Below are 16,363 nucleotides of genomic sequence, written 5' to 3'. Positions count from 1 at the left end.
GGGATGCCAACCTTATGGTTCCGCCGAAGCCGCTTGCTCGTGCGAAGCGCGGCGGCATCCGGAGGGCGATGTCGGCCCTGATCAGGTTAGTGTCGCATGTGGACTTGGCGGCCCATGCGCCCGCCGCCGCATCATGGTCGCGATGGCGCTCATGCGCCCGGCGACCACGGGAACGGCGCCGGCGCGAAGCGCTCGACCCGAAGCGATCAGTCGGGCTTCACGGCGGGAGAGCGAAGCGAAGCGAACGGAAGGCGCGTTGGTCGCGCAACACGGCGGCCAGTCTGCGAACTCCACGTTTCGGCCATTGCGGGCCCTCGCCTGAAGCGCGACAGTCGTCAGGGACGTCGATGCAACCGTGGCTCAGCCACGCCGGGAGGGCGGGACATGACGGACGATCGCGACAATCCGCATCTGAAAACATTGACGAAACAGCTCGCGGACGGGCGCATGGACCGGCGGGAGTTCATCCGCCATGCCTGCCTCGTAGGCATCTCGGCCGCATCCGCCTATGCGATGGCCGGCGTTCCGATGGCGACGCCCGCCAAGGCGCAGGGCGCCAAGGGCGGCCTCTTGCGCATCGGCACGCGCGTCAAGGAGATCAAGAGCCCGCACACCTATTCGTGGGGCGGCTACGACTCCAACGTGTCGCGGCAGGTCCTCGAGTATCTTACCTTCACGGATGAGAAGGGCGTGACACAGCCCTACCTGTTCGAGAAGTGGACGGTGAGCCCGGACCTCAAGACCTGGACGTTCAACGTCCGCAAGGGCGTGAAGTGGTCCAACGGGCAGGACTTCACCGCCGACCACGTGATCTGGAACCTGAAACGCGTGCTGGAGCCGGCGGTCGGCTCCTCGATGATCGGCCTGATGAAGGGCTACATGCTCGACGACGTCACGGTGGACGGCAAGGCGAGCACCAAGATCTGGTCCGACAAGGCCATTGAGAAGGTGGACGACTACACGGTCCGGCTGAACTGCAAGACCCCGCAGGTGGCCGTGCCCGAGCACCTGTTCCATTACCCGATGGCGATCATGCATCCGGATTCAAAGGGTGTGTTCGAGGTTGGCTCGCTGGGCACCGGCCCGTTTACGCTCACTGAATTCGAGCTCGGCAAGAAGGCCGTGCTGAAGGCACGCAAGGATTACTGGGGCGGCGCCGTCGGCATCGACACCATGGAGCAGATCGACGTTGGCGATGACGCCAGCGCGGCGATCGCGGCCCTGGCGTCCAAACAGATCCACGGCCTCGTTTTCGCGGATCCGGGTCAGTACGACGCCTTGAAGGCGCTGCCGCACCTGAACTTCTATGACGTGCCCACCGCCGAGACCGGCGTGATCCGCATGCGCTGCGACCAGAAGCCCTTCGACAATCCGAAGGTCCGCAAGGCCATGCGCATGGCGATCGACCCCGAGGTGGTGCTGAAGGTGGCGCTGCGCGGCCTCGGCGTTGCGGCCGAGCACCACCATTGCTCGCCCGCCCACCCCGACTACGCCCAGATCCCGCCGATGAAGCGCGACGTCGCGGGCGCCAAGAAGCTGCTGGCCGAGGCCGGATTCCCGAACGGCGTGTCCTCCGAGCTCATCGTTCCCAACGACCACGCCTGGTTCCAGAGCCAGGCCGAGGCCTGCGTGGAGATGTGGAAGGAAGCCGGGATCACGGTCAAGCTGACCCCGATGCCGGGGGCTGCCTATTGGGACGTGTGGACCAAGGTCCCGATGGGCACCACCATCTGGTACCACCGGCCGCTCGCCATCATGTGCCTTGGCCTCGCCTACCGCACCGGCGTGCCGTGGAACGAGTCCGGCTACTCCAACAAAGATTTCGACGCGATCCTGACTGAAGCCGAGGGCACGCTCGACATGACCAAGCGCAAGGAACTGGTCGCCAAGCTCGAGACGATCATGCAGGAGGACGGACCGCTGGTGCAGCCGGTGTTCCGCTCCACCTTCACGTTCATGGACAAGCGCGTGAAGGGCTTCTCCATGCATCCGACGAACTACATGTTCGCCTGGAAGCTCTCGGTCGACGCCTGACGCCTCAACGGCGGCGGCCGGGTTGTTCCGGCCGCCGCCTTTCGACCCGGATGCGGGCACAGGAGGCGGTTTGGGCGGCTACATCATCAAGCGCGGGGCGAGCCTGATCCTGACGCTGTTCGCGGCATCCTTCCTGGTGTTCGCCGTTACGGAGTTCTCGCCCTCCAACGTGGCCCGCAAGACGCTTGGGCCGTTCGCGCTTCAGAGCCAGGTCGATATCCTCTACGAGAAACTCGGCCTGCAGGACCCGCTCGCGGTGCGCTACACGCGCTGGCTCGGCGTGCTGCTCGGCCTCAAGGCCGATCCGCTGCAGGACCCGGCGCTGGGGCTGCAATTCAAGGACCCGCGCGGCGACAAGTATTTCGGCAATTTCGGCTATTCGACGCTCTACAAGGCGCCGGTCAATGACGTGATCTGGTCGCGGCTGAAGGCGACCGCCGCGCTGGCCGGCATCGCGTTCGCGCTGATCGTGCCGCTGTCGCTGCTGTTCGGCGTGCTGGCCGGCATGCGCGAGGGCAGCGGGCTCGACCGGACCATCTCGGTTTTCGGCATCATCGCCACTTCGGTGCCCGAGTTCGCCTCGGGCGTGTTCCTGGTGGCCTTCTTCGTCGTCACGCTTGGCTGGTTGCCCGGCACCAGCCCGCTGGATTCGGGCGGCGGATGGCCGATCTGGAGCCAGATGATCCTGCCCGTGACGGTTCTGGTTCTGTATGACGCCGGCTATGTGGTGCGCATGGTGCGCGGCTCCATGGCCGAGGTCATGAACAAGGCCTACATCCGCACCGCCGTCCTCAAAGGCCTGCCGATGCGCGACGTGGTGGTGAGGCACGCCGTCCGGAACGCCATGATCGCGCCGTTCACCGTTATCCTGCTGCAGATCAACTTCCTGATCTCCGGCGTGGTGGTGACCGAGATGGTCTTCGCCTATCCGGGCTTCGGGCGGATGATCCTGGACGCGTCGCTGTTCGGCGACATCGCCCTCATCGAAGCCGCCACCCTCATCGCGCTCACCATCGCGATCCTGACCCAACTGGTCAGCGATGTCGGCTACGCCGTTCTCAATCCGCAGATCAGGCTGGCATGAGCGCGACCATCGACAACGCCGCCGCAGCGCCGCTCACCGCGCCGGTCGACAAGGCGCCGCCAAGCCTCCTGCGGCGGCTGCCGCAGTCGCGCGTCGCCATGGTCGGGCTCGGGTTGATCATATTCTGGGTGGCGCTGGCGACGCTGGCGCCGCTGCTGCCGCTCGATCCACCCAACAAGCAGGACCTGATGGCTCTGGCCGATCCGCGGCCGTCGGCGCGGCACTGGCTAGGCACGGACTTCAAGGGCCGCGACATTCTCTCGCGCCTGATCTGGGGCGCCCGGACCGTGCTGAGCGTGGCGCCTCTCGCAGCGCTCGCCGCTTATCTGGTCGGCTGCCCGCTCGGACTGGCGGCGGGTTACTACGGCGGTAAGGTCGACACAATCATCAGCCGCATCTCAGACATCATCCTCTCGTTCCCGATCATCATTCTCTATGTGATCCTGATCGCGAACATCGGCCCGTCGGCGCTCAACATCGTGCTCGCGGTGGTGCTCACGGCGGCGCCCGGCATCGCCCGCATCGTGCGCGGGCTGACGCTGGAGCAGCGCCACCTCGACTACATCGCGGCCGCGCAGCTGCGGCGCGAGAGCGCGCTTTACATCATGTTCATCGAGCTGCTGCCGAACTGCCGGGGCCCGCTGATCACCGATTTCTGCCTGCGGGTCGGCTACACCATCATCACCATCGGCATCCTGGGCTTTCTCGGGCTCGGCCTTCCGCCGCCTGATCCCGACTGGGGCACGATGGTGAAGGAGGGCACGGCCATGATCTCCGTGCGCCCGCACATGTCGCTGTTTCCGTCCATCGCGATCGTGAGCCTGATTTTGGGCTTCAACCTGCTCGCCGACGGCGTGCGCGAACTGTCGCTGAGGGATTGAGATGAGCGCCCCGCCCGCACCCGACGGCCTCCTCGTGCTCGACCACGTCAAGGTCGAGTACGTCTCGTCGGTCGGGGCGGTCACCGCCATCCCGGACCTGTCGATCACCATCCGGGCCGGCGAAAGCTACGGTCTCGTGGGCGAGTCCGGTTGCGGCAAGTCGACCCTGCTGATGGCCATCATGGGCTATCTCGGCCCCACGGGGCGCATCGCAAACGGGCGCATCGTGTTCGACGGGGCGGACGTCTCGGCGGCAGACCCCGCCTCGCTGGCCAGGATCCGCGGCCGCGGCTGCTCCATCGTCTACCAGGACCCGAACGCGGCGCTTAATCCAACCCTGACGATCGGCAAGCAGCTGATCGAAGTGCCGATGCTGCACGAAGGCGTCGACGCCAAGACGGCGCGAGCCAAAGCCAGGCAGATCCTGACCGACGTGCACCTGCCCGATCCCGACGCCGTGCTGGACCGCTATCCGCACCAGCTCTCCGGCGGGCAGAAGCAGCGCGTCGTGATCGCGATGGCGCTGCTCGCGAACCCGAAGCTGCTGCTGCTGGACGAGCCAACCACCGGGCTCGACGTCACCGTCGAGGCGGCCGTGCTCGACCTCGTGAATGAGCTGCGAGAGAAGTACGGCACCACGCTGCTCTACATTTCCCACAACCTCGGCGTGATCGCGAAGGTCTGCGACCGGGTGGGTGTGATGTACCTGGGCGACCTCGTCGAAGAGGCGCCCGTTCACGAGCTCTTCGCCAACCCGCGCCACCCCTATACGCGCCGTCTGCTGGCCTGCGTGCCGCGGCTCGACACGGACAAGCACACGACCACCTTCCTGCCGATACCAGGGCAGCCCCCTTCCCTCGCGGGCCGGCCGCGGGGTTGCAGCTTCGGTCCCCGTTGCGCCGGCTTTGACGCGCCGCGCTGCGGCGTCGCGCCCATTCCGGAAGAGCCCGCCGGGCCAGGCCATGGCGTACGCTGCGTGCGCTGGCGCGAGCTCGACCAGTTCGAAAAGACCGACGCCGAGCATGTCGCCCCGGCGACGCCGGGCGTCGAGCAGGTGATGCGCTCCGCCGACCTGTCCAAGGTCTACGACCTCGGCAACGCCTTCATGGGCTTCGGCTCCTCGCGCCAGCTGATCGCCAACGAGGATCTGTCGTTCCAAGCCAACAAAGGCGAGATCCTCGCCATCGTGGGCGAGTCGGGCTCCGGCAAGTCCACCTTCGCGCGTATTCTCGCGGGGCTGCAGGACGCCAGTGCTGGCAAGCTCATGGTGCTCGGCGACGACCTGTCGCGCATGCCCGCCCACAAGCGCACGCTGGAGCAGCTCGCCGCCGTCCAGATGGTGTTCCAGAACCCGGACGCCACGCTCAACCCGTCGCATACGGCCGGCTTCTCGATCGGCCGCGCCCTGAAGAAGTTCGGCATCGCCCAGTCGCGCAAGGACCTCGACGCCAGGGTGAAGGAGCTTTTCGGCATGGTGCGGCTCTCGCCGCATCTCGCGCGCCAGCGACCGGGCCGGCTCTCGGGCGGGCAGAAGCAGCGCGTGGCCATCGCGCGCGCGTTTGCGGGCGACCCGAAGCTTCTCGTCGCGGACGAACCGGTTTCGGCGCTGGATGTTTCCGTGCAGGCCGCGATCGTAAACCTGCTCTTGCAGATCCAGGCGCGCAACGGGGCGACCATCGTTTTCATCAGCCACGACCTGGCGCTGGTGCGCCACCTCGCCGACAGGGTGGTGGTGATGTATCTCGGCCGGGTGATGGAGATGGGGCCGGTCTCGTCCATCTTCTCCCCGCCCTATCATCCCTACACGGAGGCGCTGCTGGCCGCCGTGCCGGTGCCTGACCCCACCGTCAAGCAGAAGCATCTGCGGCTCGAGGGCGAACCGCCGAGCCCGATTAACGTGCCGCTCGGGTGCCGCTTCGCGGCCCGCTGCCCGCGCAAGCTCGGCCCGGTCTGCGACGAGACGCCGCCGCCCGAGCAGGCGGCGCCGGACGGGCACATGATCGCATGCCATATCCCGGTCGCCGTTCTCGCGCGGGTGACGCCAATCTTTCAGCGGGTCCAAACGCCCGCCGGAGCGGCGAATCCGAGCTGAATCCTCGCTTCTTTGAAGCTGCTGGAAAAGTTCAGCATCTCGGGAACAACCCGTGCCGCGACCCGTTGCCTCACCTCTGGACAAGCACAGGAGATGCACCATGGGACGCGCAATCCGTCCGAACACCATCGTTGTCGTCGAGGACGAAGCAGACCTTCGTTCGCTCGCCGCGACGTTGTTTGAAGAGGCCGAGTTGCGGGTCCAGGAATTCGAGCGCGCCGACGAGGCGTGGAACTACATGCGCTCGCGTCCCGAGGAAATCGCCATCCTGTTCACGGACGTGAATACGCCGGGCGACCTCGACGGCTTCACGCTCGGGCAGCGCTGCGCCGAGCATTGGCCCTGGGTCCGGGTGATCGTCACCTCCGGGCGGCAGCCGCCGCGTCGGCCCGACGACGCCGTGACGTTTTTGCCGAAGCCCTGGCGGCCGCTCGATCTGCTCCGGGCAGCCGAGTATCGCGCCTCCGACAGAGCCTGAACGGGCCTGAAACGGCCGAAACGGTCGACAAGCGCGCCGCGCCGCTCTGGCTTGGAACGCTCGTTCGATTTTGAACGTTTCAATTCTGTCAAGATGTCGGGGCTTACGATTTCGCAATAAAATGCGTTCGTGTCTTTCCAGCGTCACAGTCGCACGGTACTCTGCTCAAACAGGGAGAATCGTGGAGGCCACCAATGACGCGGATCATGCCGTGCGGCCCCGAGCGCGCCGCCAAGGAAGCCATCTTTTACCCCGCCGACCTCCTGCCGAAGGTGCAGGAGACGCTCGGCCGGTTGGCCGACATCGAGTTGCGCTACCAGCAGGAACGCGCCCGCCTCGCGCGTCTCGACGGGCCCGAGACGACGCGCGGCCAGATGCGCAGGCGTCTCGAGGAAGAGCGCAAGCGCGAGCGGCTGGCCTTCGAGCGCCGTCTGACGCATTTGCACGAGCGGATGACCGACATCGTGCTGGCGGATCTCTGCTCGATGCATTGAGCGTCCCGGCCACGCCGCGGGGAGCGCCGCCGAATTGCTTGGCGGCGATTTACTTTGTGCGCAAACCCGTGAGAATGCGCCCGCTTTCCTCGGGAACTCGGGACATCCATGAAACTCTATTCTGCGGCGACCTCCCCCTTCGTGCGCAAGGTCGTCATCGTCGCGCATGAACGCGGGCTCTTCGACCAGCTGACGCTGGTTCCGGCTCAGGCGAGCCCTGTCAATCCCAACCGGGAGATCGTGGCGCAGAACCCGGCCGGAAAAGTGCCGACGCTCGTCCTCGACGACGGTTCGGCGGTGTTCGACAGCCGCGTGATCGCCGAATACATCGACGCCATCAATGGCCCCAAGCTGTTCCCGCCCGCCGGCAAGGCGCGCTGGACGGCGCTCAGCCTCCAGTCCCTCGCGGACGAGATGACGGACGCGGCGCTTCTCGCCCGTTACGAGACCACGATGCGCCCGGAGGCGCTGCGCTGGGACGCGTGGCTGAACGGCGCCAAAGGCAAGATCGTGGCCTCGGTGGCGCAGCTCGAGGAACGCTGGATCGAGGAGCTCACGGGCGAGATCACCATCGGCTCAATCTCGGTCGGTTGCGCGCTGGGCTACCTCGATTTCCGCTTCGGCGACATGGCCTGGCGCAACGGCAACGATCGGCTCGCGGCCTGGTACGAGACCTTCGCGGCGCGTCCGTCCATGGTCGCCACCATTCCGCCGGGCTAAAGCCTCAGGCTTCCCCGCCGAAATCTGAGAGCACGCGCGCCTCGATCCGGTCGAAATAGCCGGCGAGATGGGCGTGTTCGCCGCGCAGCCGCGTGGCCAGGGCCAGCGCCTCGCGCCATTCGCCGGTCCGCATGGCGTCCAGAAGGCGGGCATGATCGCGCACGAAGGCGTCGGCCGCCGGCCCGAGCACGGTGCGCTCGCCCACCACGGCCAGGATGGGCGACAGCTCCTGCCGGCCCTTCACGGCGATGCGATCGAGCTCGATGAAAACGAAGTCGGCGGCCGCCGCTTTGGCGGTTTCCTCGCCGACCAGCAGCGGCGCCCCGAACGCCTTGGACAGACCCTCGATGCGCGACGCCAGGTTCACGGGATCGCCCAGGACCGAGTAGTCGAACCTCCAGGGCGAGCCGAAATTGCCGACCACGCAATCGCCCGTATTGACCCCGACGCCCACGGCGAAGCGGGGCGCCCCGGGCCCCTCCTCGGCCAGCAGCACGGCGTTGAGCTCATCCACGGCGCGCAGCATGCTCTCTCCGGCCCGCACGGCGCGGACGGCGTGGTTCGGGCTGGCGAGCGGCGCATTCCAGAACGCCATTACGCAATCGCCGATATATTTGTCGATGGTGCCGCCCTGTTCCAGCACGGCGGCGGACAGCGGCTCCAGCAACCGGTTGATGAGGCTCGTCAGGCGCTCGGGCTGCTCGCGCAGGCGTTCAGAGATTTCCGTAAAGCCGCGCACGTCGCAGAACAGGATGGTGAGCGTCCGGCGCTCGCCGCCGAGCCGCAGCGCCTGCGGGTTGCGCGACAGTTCGTCCACCATGGCGGGCGAAAGATAGCGCGAGAAGGCGTCCGAGACCGCGCGGCGCAACCGGCGTTCGCGCGCATAGTCGAGGCCGACCCGGCTCGCGAAGGCGGCCAGCGAGGTCGCGAGCGGCAGGGCGGGCGGCGCCCAGACGCGGCCATGGCGCAGCAACACCCAGGAGAGCGCCACGATCGCCGGGAACCACACGGCCGCGATCAGGGCCGTGCGCCACGAACTGCGCTGGCCGGACACGAGCGAGGCCGCGGCCGCGAAGGCGAGCCCCGCCAGAAAGGTCATCGCCCAAGGCAGCGGCGTCACAAACAGGCCGGTGCGCAGATTGTCGTAGAGCGTGGCCTGCACCTCCACGCCCGACGTCAGCGTCTTGTCACGGACCGTGTAGGCGGTTGGAAACGCGTCGCTCGCGCCGCTGTTGGCGGTCGCAGAGTGGCTGAGGCTGAGGCCGACGAACACGGTCTTGCCGCGCAGGCGCCCGGGCGGCAGGAAGCGCTCCGGCTCCAGCGCCTGGTAGTAGGAGATGGTCGGATAGGTCCGCGCCGGTCCGAAATACTGGATCAGCGCGCCCTCCTGCGGCGTCACGGGGCGAAACCCGGCGGCCTCGAGCGCTCTGGCGGCGAAGCTGTCCGGCGTTTCGGGAAGGCGGCGCAGGTAAGCGTCGGCGTCGAGGTCGACTGAGGTGGAGCCGGAGCGCGCGCCGGCGTCGAGCAGCGCCTGCAAGGGCTCGACGCGGCTCGTCTGCACTCCTTGCGGCATGGCGATCACGGCCTCCTCGGCCGAAAGCACCACGTCCGGTCCAATGGAAGCCGCGAGCGCCTGGTCGTCCTGCGCGCCGGATGGTTCGGCGAACAGGATGTCGACCGCGACCGCCTTGGCGCCGGCCTCCCGCAGCGTCCGGATCAGCTTTCCGTGCAGCGCGCGCGGCCAGGGCCAGCGTTGACCGAGTTCGGCGAAGGACGGCTCGTCGATGGCGACGATCACCACGCCGGGCTCCTCCGGCATGGGCGGCGCGACCGTGGACAGGATGTCGAACAGCCGATTTTCAACGAGCCGGAACGGCTCCAGCAGGAAGAGGAGGCCAAGGGCGGCCGCCAGCGCGAGCGCCAGTAGATGCGGGCGGCCCGCGCCCTCGGGTCCGGCCCGCCGACGCAGGATCCGCTGCAGCGGCAGGCGGGATCGGACCATCGCTAGAACCGCGCCGTGGCGGTCGCCGTGATCGTGCGGCGCGCGCCCACCACGCCGCTGACGCGTTCGGCCTTTTCGTCGAAGATGTTGAACACGCCGACGCCCACCTGCAGATGCCGGTCCTGGGTTTCCCAGCTCAGTGTCGCATCCGTGGTGGCGAAGTCGTCCAGCCGCGTGCCCGCGAGGTCGCCGCGCCGGCGGCTCACGACCGTTTCGGCCAGCGTGAACTTGATCCGGGACGGATGAACGAAGGTGACGCCCGCGCGGGCGAAGCGCTCGGGCACGAAGGGCACGGGCAGGCCCGTTCCGAAACCGCGCGTCACCTCGCTGTCAGCCCCGCCCACCGAGGCGAAAACGCCCACGCCGTAGCCGAGCCAGAGGTTCGCGGTGGCGGTCACGCGATCGATCCGCGCGCGTTCCACGCCCAGCGTGTTCTGCGAATAAGGGATGTCGAAGCTGAGGTCCGTCACCTTCTGGCGCTGGTATTCGACGGCCGTGAAGAAGCGTTTCGTCCACTCTGCGTCCCAGCGGGCGATCGCCGAGTCGGTGCGGCTGCCGACGCTGGTGGGCAGCGCCTGGGGAAACAGCCCGACCGTGTTGACCGGGCTGAGCGTGAGAGTGGTCGGCGGGTCCATGTCCTGCCGGTAGGCGGCGCGAAGCCAATGGCCCTCGATCGGCGATAACGCAAAGCCGATGCGCGGCGCCGCGAGCCGGCGGTCCCGGTCCACGAACGGGCGGTCCAGCGGCGAGCCGAAGAACGTGTTGCCGACCACGTCGCCTGCGCCACGCGCCTGCGTGGTGGTGGCGCGGCCATAGAGGCCTGCCTGCATTTCGAAGCGGTCGGACGGCCGCCAGAAGGCGTCCGCATAGGCCAAGCCGGAACGGAAGCTGGCGTTTTCGCGCGATGCGCCGGTGAGCCCGACGGTCGCCAGCCCGAAAAAGTCGAAGCGGCCATCGACGGTCTCATACCCGGTGATCCGGCCCGTCGTTCCCTCAAATCCGTAGCGCAGCGTGAAGTCGTCCGCGCCGATCGTGTGATTCACGGCCAGCGTTCCGTAGGACGTTCGGCGACGCTGCACGTCAGCCAAAACGGCCGGGAGCGGAAAACCGACCCGAAACAGGTCTATCTCGGTGTTGACCGTCGCTCCGGCGGTGGTCTTCGTCGAGCCGCCAAAGGCAGCGACATTGACGACGTTCCGGCGGGAGAACGTGTGGCTCCACTCCAGCGCCACCTGGCCAGTCGCGGCCGAGTCGACCTGCCGGCCGTTCGGGCCCTGCAGCCTGGAATCGAAGCGCGGGTCCTGCGCGGCGAAGCTTGCGAAGCCGACGACATGGTCCTGCGGCGTCGGCGTCGCGCCGACGAAGACGCTGGCGCTGCGGCCGGTGTCCCATTCGCGGGCCCGCGGCCCCGGCGTGCGCAAGCTGTTGGCGGCGGCCACGAACGAGGTCGGGAACGGCAGATTCGAGAAACCCTGCACGGTGACGCCGGACAGGAACCCCGTACGCCCGTCGCGCGAGAACGAGCCGGCCGTCACCTCGGTATCGAGGAAGGGCCGGCGAATAACATCGATGCGCCCTGCCCGGCCTGCCACCGCGAGCGGATCGAACAACAACCCCTGCATGATGAGGCTCATCGCCTGCGGGTCGGCGCTGGACGCCTCGTTACGCAAGTCCGGCACAGTGTTGGCGATGGAGGGCAGCGTTCGGGCGTTTGCGGCGTCGAAATAGCCGCTGGCCGTGAAGGGATCAAAAACCCGGTCGCCATAGAAGCGCGCCCAGCCATCCAGCCCGATCAGCCTGTAGGCGTCCGCCATGTAGGAACCGCCCGACTTGGTGACCGCCAAGGGCGAGTAGTAGCCACCGCGCGCCCGGAAGCGGCGCACGGATTCGCGGGCGTTTTCGATGGCGTCGTCGGCCTGGTACTGGTCGATCGCGATGGCGGTGCGAAACAGCGACGTGATGGGGTCGTTGGGGTCGAGCCGGTCCGCGGCGTCGAACTGCTGGAGGGCCAGATCGACCTGCCCGTCCATGTAGTAGCCAACGGCGGCGGCCAGCACGCCGTTGCCGTAGGACGGATTCGCGGCCGTGCCGGCCAGGAAATATTCGATCGCCTTCTTGCTGTCCCCGCGCTGCAGCAACACGCGCCCCTTGGCGGTGTACCCGGCCGAGAGCGACGGATCGATCTCCAGCGCCTTGTCGACCAGGACGGCGGCCTCGTCCACGCGGCTCTGGTCGAGCAGCAGGATGGCCAGATTGGCGTACGCGACCGGATCGTCGGGATCGACCGCGATAGCGCGGCGGAAGGCGGCCTCGGATTCGAGCGGCGCGTCGCGGGCGTCATGGACGAGGCCGAGCGCGTTCCAGACCTGGGCGTCGCCCGGCGCTTCGGCGGCGGCGCGCTCCAAGTCCTTCTGGGCGCCTTCGAGGTCGCTGTCCACGTCGCCTTTCAGCATAGCGCGCGTGAGCAGGACCAGCGGATCGTCGGGATCGAGCCTGGCGAGCTTGTCGACGCGCGCCCGCATGCCGTCGCGGCGGTCGAGCGCATAGGCGACCTGGGCCGAGAAGGCGGTGAGCAGCGGATCGTCGGGATGGTCGCGCTCGGCCGCCTCGCCCTGGCGGGCTGCCTCCTGCAAGTCCTTGGTGAAGCCGGACAGGAAGGCCCGCACCATCGCGCCGTAGCCGTCGCGCGAGTCGATGCGCGGCTCCGGCAGGCGCTTGCGTGGATCGGCGAGCGAGCCCGCGATGTAGGCGCCGTACGCGGCCGTGACGCGTCGCCGGCCGGAGACGCCCGTTTCGGCGGCCTTGAACAGCCGGGCCGCCTCGGCCCAGCGCCGGCCCATGGCGGCAAGCGAAGCTTCCACCAATGTGGCGCGCGCACGCTGACCGCCCGAAAGGCCGCGCGCTTTTGCCTGGTCCAGCGCCAGCGCGGCGTTCTGGCGGGTGTCGCGGCCGAGGGAAACCTCCGCGAGCGTGAGCCATTGCTCGGCGGTGCGCCACTCGGGCGGGGTCGCGGCAATGCGGGTTCGCTCGGCCCGGAGCGCCGGGCCCTGCAGAGGCGTCGCCGGCATCCAGTTGAAGGCGTCGCGCAGGTTCAGGTGAAGGAGCATCTGCTCCCGCTCCTTGCGCTGCACCAGAATGATCTTTGTGGGGGCGGAGCCGAGCGTCGCCACCGCACCCTCGCCCTGGCGCACCGTGACGGAGCCCTGCGGGTTGGACAACTCGACGACGCCTTCGAGCACGATCAGCGAGGTGCGGTTGCCCTCCACCGAGAGCGACCAGTCCGTGCCCCGGATGGTGGCGGCCGCCGCCGGCGTTTTCACGACCACGCCCGTGCCGCCACGGGCCGCGCGGGCCCAGACATTTCCGGAGGGGAGCTCCACCGTTGTGGGCTTGTCGCCGGACGCGATGTCGTTGAGCACCAGCGTGGAGCGCGGGCCGACGCGGATCTGCGTCTGGTCGGAGAACAGGATGCCGAGATTGCCGATGGTGTTGGTGCGCAGCGTGTCGCCGCCAAGCAGGTCCTGCCTGACCTCGGCCGGACGCCAGCCCTCCTCGCGCACGAAGCGGAGCTCCTCGCCGCCCTTGTTGGCCACGATGGACCCGAGCGCGGACGCCTGCCGCGGAGCCGGTTGCTGGGCATTGGCGCCTTCGAGATCGCCAAACAAAACGAGACCAGCGCCAAGCAGGGTGACAGCCCCACGCAACATGTTCACCACCCCGAAAGCGCCCGGCCTGGCTTCAACAGCAAAGCCGGAAGAGCTGGCTGACACAATCGGATACACGCGCCTGACACGCGCACCAGCTGTGCCGCTTTGTTTTGCACTTTTCTGACAGTTGCGCCCACGGTCAAGAAACTAAGCCTTGGTTCTCGTCAGAAGATGAGAACCGTGTTCAATCCATCACGGCGAGATCTGCATGTGCGCCAGCGCACATCGTCGCCGAGCTTCACCGTTTTGGCGGCGCGGCGCGTCCGCCTTGCCGCGAGAGCCGCGCGGGAGTATGAGAACGCCCGAGGGCCGGCCGCGCGACGCGATGCCGGCCCATCCCTTTTCCAACATCGCGGACCGACATGACGGCTCAGCCCCGCATTTCCTTCGTCTCGCTCGGCTGCCCCAAGGCGCTGGTGGACAGCGAGCGGATCATCACGCAGCTACGGGCCGAGGGCTACGAGCTGGTGAAGACGCACGAAGGCGCGGACGCCGTCATCGTCAATACGTGCGGTTTCCTGGACAGCGCCAAGGCTGAGTCGCTGGCCTCCATCGGCGACGCCCTGGCCAAGAACGGCAAGGTGATCGTGACCGGCTGCATGGGCGCCGAGCCCGAGCAGATCCGGGCGGCGCATCCGGGCGTGCTGGCGATCACGGGGCCGCAGGCCTACGAGAGCGTGGTCAACGCCGTGCACGAGGCGGTGCCGCCGGCGCACGACCCCTTCATGGACCTGGTGCCGCCCCAAGGCGTCAAGCTGACGCCGCGCCATTACGCTTATCTCAAGATTTCAGAGGGTTGCAACAATCGCTGCACCTTCTGCATCATTCCCAAGCTGCGCGGCGACCTTGCCTCGCGGCCAGTCGGCGACGTGCTGCGCGAGGCGGAAAAGCTCGTGAAAGCGGGCGTCGAGGAGCTGCTGGTCGTTTCGCAGGATACCTCCGCGTACGGCGTCGACATGCGCTACGCGCCGAGCCCCTGGCAGGGCCGCGAGGTGCGCACCCGCTTCTACGATCTCGCCAAGGAATTGGGAGAGCTCGGCGCATGGGTGCGGCTGCACTACGTCTATCCCTATCCGCATGTGGACGAGGTCATTCCGCTGATGGCGGAGGGCAAGGTTCTGCCCTATCTCGACATTCCGTTTCAGCACGCCTCCCCGACGGTGCTTAAGGCCATGCGCCGCCCTGGCAACCAGGACAAGACGCTGGAGCGCATCCGCGCCTGGCGCGAAATCTGCCCGGACCTCGCCATCCGGTCCACCTTTATCGTCGGATTCCCGGGCGAGACCGAGGAAGACTTCGAGACGCTGCTGAGCTTCCTGGACGAAGCCAAGATGGAGCGCGTCGGCTGCTTTAAATACGAGCCCGTGACGGGCGCGACCGCCAATGACCTCGGCCTTCCGGTCGTGCCAGATGAGGTGAAGCAGTCGCGGTGGGACCGTTTCATGGCGCGCCAGCAGGCGGTCAGCGCCAAGCGCATCGCCTCGCGCGTCGGGCGGCGGATCAAGGTCATCATCGACCAGCCCGGCCCAACCGTCTCCAAGGGCCGCTCCCAGTGGGACGCGCCGGAGATCGACGGAAACGTCTATGTGGCGAGCCGCCGGCCGCTGCGCTCCGGCGACATCGTCACCGTGAAGGTCGAGCGGGCGGACGCCTATGACCTGCACGGGGTGGCGGTTTAAAGCGCTCGCCGCCTATCGGAACAACATAAGGGCGGCCTCTCGGCCGCCCTTTCGCGTTCCGCGATGACGTGCCCGCCTTACTTCGGCAGCTTGTCGTCGATGCCCTTCACGTAAAAGGCCATGCCGAGCACCTGCTCGTCGGAGAGGTTCGCGCCGCCCTTGCACTCCACCGTCTTGCCGTCCTGGTCGACGACCGGGCACTTGAACGGGTTCAGCGCGCCGGACTTGATGGCGGCTTCCGTGTCCGTGGCCAGCTTCTTGACGTCGTCGGGCATGTTGGTGAAGGGGGCCATGTTGACCATGTTGGCCGCGAAGCCGCCCCAGGTGTCCTCGGACTTCCAGGTTCCGTCCAGCGCCGCCTTCACGCGGGCCACGTAGTAGTCGTTCCAGTTGTCGACGATGGAGGTCAGCGTCGCCTTGGGGGCGAAGCGGATCATGTCGGACGCCTGCCCGAAGGCGAGCTTGCCGCGGGCCTCGGCTTGCTGCAGCGGAGCCGGGCTGTCGGTGTGCTGGGTGATGATGTCCGCGCCCTGGTCGAGCAGCGCCTTGGCGGCGTCGGCTTCCTTGCCGGGGTCGAACCAGGTGTTGGCCCAGACGATCTTGACCTTGATGGCCGGGTTCACGGACTGCGCGCCCAGCATGAAGGCGTTGATGCCGGACACGACCTCGGGGATCGGGAACGAGGCGACGTAGCCGATGGTGTTGGACTTCGTCAGCTTGCCGGCGATCACGCCCTGCACGTAACGGCCTTCGTGGAACTTGGCCGAATAGGTCGCCAGGTTCTTGTCGCGCTTGTAGCCGGTGGCGTGCTCGAACAGCACGTTCGGGTACTTTTTAGCCACCTTGACGGTCGGCTCCATGAAGCCGAAGGAGGTCGTGAAGATCAGCTTGTGGCCGGTGCGGGCGAGCTGCTCGATGGAGCGCTCGGAGTCGGCTTCCGGCACGTTCTCCAGGAAAGTGGTCTCGACCTTGTCGCCGAGCGCCTTCTCGACCGCGAGGCGGCCCTGGTTGTGCTGGTAGCTGTAACCGAAATCGCCGATCGGGCCGACATAAATGAAGCCGACCTTCAGCTTGTCGGCGGCGGCGGCCGGCGTGGCCAGCCCGGCCGCGATCGCGCCGGCGACCTTGAACAATGTGCGCATTCTCGTCTCCACTCCCCGGGTAATCAATAAGCAGGTTGAACCGTACCCGA

Annotated in this window: 11 protein-coding genes; 8 read left to right on the top strand and 3 right to left on the bottom strand. The window is 67.5% G+C overall.

Going from position 1 to position 16,363, the window contains the following annotated elements:
* Positions 1–384 precede the first annotated feature (384 nt).
* The 7 genes from IEV99_RS11350 (at position 385) to IEV99_RS11320 (ending at position 7,783) form a co-directional block, all read left to right on the top strand.
* On the top strand, positions 385–2,034 hold the full coding sequence (locus IEV99_RS11350; protein WP_188517907.1) for an ABC transporter substrate-binding protein: 1,650 nt from the start codon (positions 385–387) through the stop codon (positions 2,032–2,034).
* A 70-nt stretch (positions 2,035–2,104) separates the two neighbouring features.
* Positions 2,105–3,118, top strand: a complete 1,014-nt coding sequence (locus IEV99_RS11345; RefSeq protein WP_188517906.1) for an ABC transporter permease — start codon at positions 2,105–2,107, stop codon at positions 3,116–3,118.
* The gene (locus IEV99_RS11340) at positions 3,115–3,999 is read left to right on the top strand and encodes an ABC transporter permease (protein WP_188517905.1); all 885 of its coding nucleotides are present in this window, start codon (positions 3,115–3,117) and stop codon (positions 3,997–3,999) included. The genes IEV99_RS11345 and IEV99_RS11340 overlap by 4 nt, the downstream gene beginning before the upstream one ends.
* A 1-nt stretch (position 4,000) precedes the next feature.
* Positions 4,001–6,091, top strand: coding sequence for an ABC transporter ATP-binding protein (locus IEV99_RS11335; RefSeq protein WP_188517904.1), 2,091 nt, complete (start codon positions 4,001–4,003; stop codon positions 6,089–6,091).
* 100 nt (positions 6,092–6,191) lie between these two features.
* The gene (locus tag IEV99_RS11330) at positions 6,192–6,569 is read left to right on the top strand and encodes a response regulator (protein ID WP_188517903.1); all 378 of its coding nucleotides are present in this window, start codon (positions 6,192–6,194) and stop codon (positions 6,567–6,569) included.
* Positions 6,570–6,763: 194 nt separating this feature from the next.
* A complete protein-coding gene (locus tag IEV99_RS11325; RefSeq protein WP_188517902.1) occupies positions 6,764–7,063 on the top strand; it encodes a hypothetical protein in 300 nt (99 codons plus the stop codon).
* Between the two features lie 108 nt (positions 7,064–7,171).
* Complete coding sequence (locus IEV99_RS11320; RefSeq protein WP_188517901.1) at positions 7,172–7,783, top strand: glutathione S-transferase; 612 nt, start codon at positions 7,172–7,174, stop codon at positions 7,781–7,783.
* A gap of 4 nt (positions 7,784–7,787) precedes the next feature.
* Here IEV99_RS11320 and IEV99_RS11315 read toward each other — a convergent pair whose 3' ends face one another.
* Entirely contained in the window at positions 7,788–9,785 is a 1,998-nt protein-coding gene (locus tag IEV99_RS11315) for a CHASE2 domain-containing protein (protein WP_188517900.1), read from the bottom strand.
* 2 nt (positions 9,786–9,787) lie between these two features.
* On the bottom strand, positions 9,788–13,492 hold the full coding sequence (locus IEV99_RS11310) for a tetratricopeptide repeat protein (RefSeq protein WP_188517899.1): 3,705 nt from the start codon (positions 13,490–13,492) through the stop codon (positions 9,788–9,790).
* Between the two features lie 362 nt (positions 13,493–13,854).
* Here IEV99_RS11310 and rimO point away from each other — a divergent pair, with 362 nt between their 5' ends.
* Complete coding sequence (gene rimO / locus IEV99_RS11305; protein ID WP_188517898.1) at positions 13,855–15,171, top strand: 30S ribosomal protein S12 methylthiotransferase RimO; 1,317 nt, start codon at positions 13,855–13,857, stop codon at positions 15,169–15,171.
* 77 nt (positions 15,172–15,248) lie between these two features.
* Here rimO and IEV99_RS11300 read toward each other — a convergent pair whose 3' ends face one another.
* Positions 15,249–16,313 (bottom strand): BMP family ABC transporter substrate-binding protein, encoded by a 1,065-nt coding sequence (locus IEV99_RS11300; RefSeq protein ID WP_188517897.1) that lies wholly within the window; start codon positions 16,311–16,313, stop codon positions 15,249–15,251.
* Positions 16,314–16,363 lie beyond the last annotated feature (50 nt).

The sequence above is a fragment of the Alsobacter metallidurans genome, from assembly GCF_014636935.1.
Classification (GTDB): Bacteria; Pseudomonadota; Alphaproteobacteria; order Rhizobiales; family Beijerinckiaceae; genus Alsobacter; species Alsobacter metallidurans.
Note: the sequence above shows the minus strand (reverse complement) of the source record. Positions and strands in the feature narration are given on the sequence as shown.

Excerpts from the sequence above, each read along its gene's own strand:
- IEV99_RS11350 (WP_188517907.1), top strand. The coding sequence starts at position 385 with ATGACGGACGATCGCGACAATCCGCATCTGAAAACATTGACGAAACAG.
- IEV99_RS11340 (WP_188517905.1), top strand. The coding sequence starts at position 3,115 with ATGAGCGCGACCATCGACAACGCCGCCGCAGCGCCGCTCACCGCGCCG.
- IEV99_RS11335 (WP_188517904.1), top strand. The coding sequence starts at position 4,001 with ATGAGCGCCCCGCCCGCACCCGACGGCCTCCTCGTGCTCGACCACGTC.
- IEV99_RS11330 (WP_188517903.1), top strand. The coding sequence starts at position 6,192 with ATGGGACGCGCAATCCGTCCGAACACCATCGTTGTCGTCGAGGACGAA.
- IEV99_RS11325 (WP_188517902.1), top strand. The coding sequence starts at position 6,764 with ATGACGCGGATCATGCCGTGCGGCCCCGAGCGCGCCGCCAAGGAAGCC.
- IEV99_RS11320 (WP_188517901.1), top strand. The coding sequence starts at position 7,172 with ATGAAACTCTATTCTGCGGCGACCTCCCCCTTCGTGCGCAAGGTCGTC.
- IEV99_RS11315 (WP_188517900.1), bottom strand. The coding sequence starts at position 9,785 with ATGGTCCGATCCCGCCTGCCGCTGCAGCGGATCCTGCGTCGGCGGGCC.
- IEV99_RS11310 (WP_188517899.1), bottom strand. The coding sequence starts at position 13,492 with ATGTTGCGTGGGGCTGTCACCCTGCTTGGCGCTGGTCTCGTTTTGTTT.
- rimO (WP_188517898.1), top strand. The coding sequence starts at position 13,855 with ATGACGGCTCAGCCCCGCATTTCCTTCGTCTCGCTCGGCTGCCCCAAG.
- IEV99_RS11300 (WP_188517897.1), bottom strand. The coding sequence starts at position 16,313 with ATGCGCACATTGTTCAAGGTCGCCGGCGCGATCGCGGCCGGGCTGGCC.